At 40.2% G+C, this 2,375-nt stretch carries 1 protein-coding gene and 1 pseudogene; both read left to right on the forward strand.

Annotated features, from left to right (window positions below; genetic code table 11):
- The first annotated feature begins 139 nt into the window (after positions 1–139).
- Entirely contained in the window at positions 140–1,645 is a 1,506-nt protein-coding gene (locus tag IQ247_RS31980; RefSeq protein ID WP_193926213.1) for an MBOAT family O-acyltransferase, read from the forward strand.
- A 558-nt stretch (positions 1,646–2,203) separates the two neighbouring features.
- Positions 2,204–2,375, forward strand: a pseudogene (locus IQ247_RS31985) (photosystem II q(b) protein); the annotation flags it as partial.

Here is a 2,375-nt window from a genome sequence, read left to right on the forward strand (position 1 = left end):
GATGGGGAGATGGGGAGATGGGGAGAGGTTTTACCCACCAACAACTATCAACTATCAACTATCAACTATCAACTATCAACCAACAACTATCAACTATCAACTATCAACCAACAACTATCAACCAACAACTAACTCAAACATGAATTTCATTTCGTTTGCCTACGGACTATTCTTACTGAGCGTATTGGGGATTTATTGGTCTGTAGAACAACAAAGGTTGCGACTGTGGACTTTAATAATTGCCAGCTTAATTTTTTATGCGTCTAATCAAATTTACTATGTACCGCTGTTGTTGACGCTAACTTATATTAATTTTCGTTTGGGGTTAGCCCTCGGACAAAATACTTCCCCCGGAAAGCATAGTCTTGATTGGCGAATTTCTAACGAGCAGTGGCAATTTGCTCAAGCTGATTGGAACCGTCATCGTTTGAAAGTTTTATGGCTGGGCATTACTTTAAATCTTTTGCTACTGTTTGGGTTCAAGTATTTGCCGCCTTTATTCAATTTCTTTAACCCCAGCGTTGCTCATCCTGTGGGGAGTGGAAGTACTTTTAAAGCGATCGCACCTCTGGGAATTTCATTTTTCACTTTTGAGTGTATTGCTTATCTAGTAGATATTTATCGTGGCGCACCTGCTGCGGAGCAGTTTATTCTATTTGCTAGTTACAAATCTTTCTTTGCCAAACTGATTTCGGGTCCGATTACTCGCTACCATCATTTGGAGAACCAGTTTAATAATCTGAAGTTTCCTAATGCCAATACCATCGCTGAAGGACTGTGGTTAATTGCTAGGGGTGCGGCAAAAAAAGCTCTTTTAGCAGATAACTTAGGAATTTTTGTAGATTTATCTTTCAGCAGCTTGCAAAGAGCGGGTAGCGTCGATTTGTGGTTGGCTACCTTTGCTTATGGCTTACAACTATATTTAGATTTTAGCGGTTATGTAGATATCGCTCGCGGTAGTGCTTTACTTTTCGGTTTAGTGTTGCCAGAAAACTTCAATCATCCTTATTTCAGCACTAGTATTGCTGACTTTTGGCGACGCTGGCACATGACTTTAGGTGATTGGCTGCGTAATTACCTTTATTTTCCTCTCGGAGGTTCCCGTAAAGGTTTAGCTCGCACCTGCTTGAACTTAATGATTGTTATGGTTATTGCCGGAATCTGGCATGATGCAGCTTTAGGATGGGTTGTTTGGGGTGCTTATCACGGTTTTGCATTAGTCGTACATCGTTTAACTGATGTGATTAGCGATCGATTCGAGCCTCTAGAAAATTTTTGGCAAAATCCCGCAGGGGTAATTTTAGCTTGGCTACTGACGCAGTTAATGGTTTTCACTTCATGGATATGGTTCCGCTTACCTAATTTACAAGATTCTTGGTTAGTAATTACTCATCTGTGGGGTCGTTCTGCCGATGCACAATTTGCTCAAAAAGTCTATATGGAAGCTCTTAATATTAGTCAATATCAATTAGCTGCTTTATTAATTGGTATTGCAGCTGTGATGGGCATAAGCTACGCCTTCAGCAATCGTCTGAAACTAGAGCTTAATTGGCATTTAAAACTCCTATTCATCCCACTATGCCTCTGGGCAGTTTGGGTTTTAGCTCCCGAAGGTCGATTACCTTATATTTATTTTGATTTTTAAAGTAAGGGAATGGGTAATTGGTAATTGGGAATGGGTAATTGCTCTATGAAATTTTCTCTGCGCTAAGAACGTCTAGTAGTCTATTGCATTGGTTTTGCTGAGTTAAATATTTGTAGTGCGTTGGCGTAGCGTGTCCGCAAGGACACGCTACGCGTTCAGCTTGCTGACCCGTTAGGGTAACGCACTACGAATTACCCACCAAATTTAATGACATGGACTACTAAGTGGGTGTGCAAAATTATTTGTGTCCGAAGCGTTTACGACAGCGTTCAGCAATCTCAAAGGGTTGCGGTTGCTTCGTTTCACTTTGTTCCACTCGCAATGACAAATGCACAATTAATTTTGCCGAAGTACTTAGTAAGTTTTTTTGAACGGAAACAAAACCTTTGACCTCTAACCTCTAACCTTTGACCTTACATAATATTTACTTATATTTTAAATAAGTGATAAATATTTAAGCAAATGCTCCTAAGTGAATAAACTAATGTATAGTGATAAATAAGAGGCAAGAGAAATCGCGCCTAATTATAAAACAAATAAAAAGCAATTATCCGAACCATGACAACCACATTACAAAGACGCGAGAGCGCTTCTGCGTGGGAACAGTTCTGCGGATGGATTACCAGCACCAACAACCGTTTATATATCGGTTGGTTCGGTGTATTGATGATTCCTACCCTCTTATCTGCAATCACCTGTTTCATCATCGCTTTTGTTGCAGCACCTCCTG

This window comes from Plectonema cf. radiosum LEGE 06105 (assembly GCF_015207665.1).
GTDB classification, from domain to species: Bacteria; Cyanobacteriota; Cyanobacteriia; order Cyanobacteriales; family Nostocaceae; genus Rivularia; species Rivularia radiosa_A.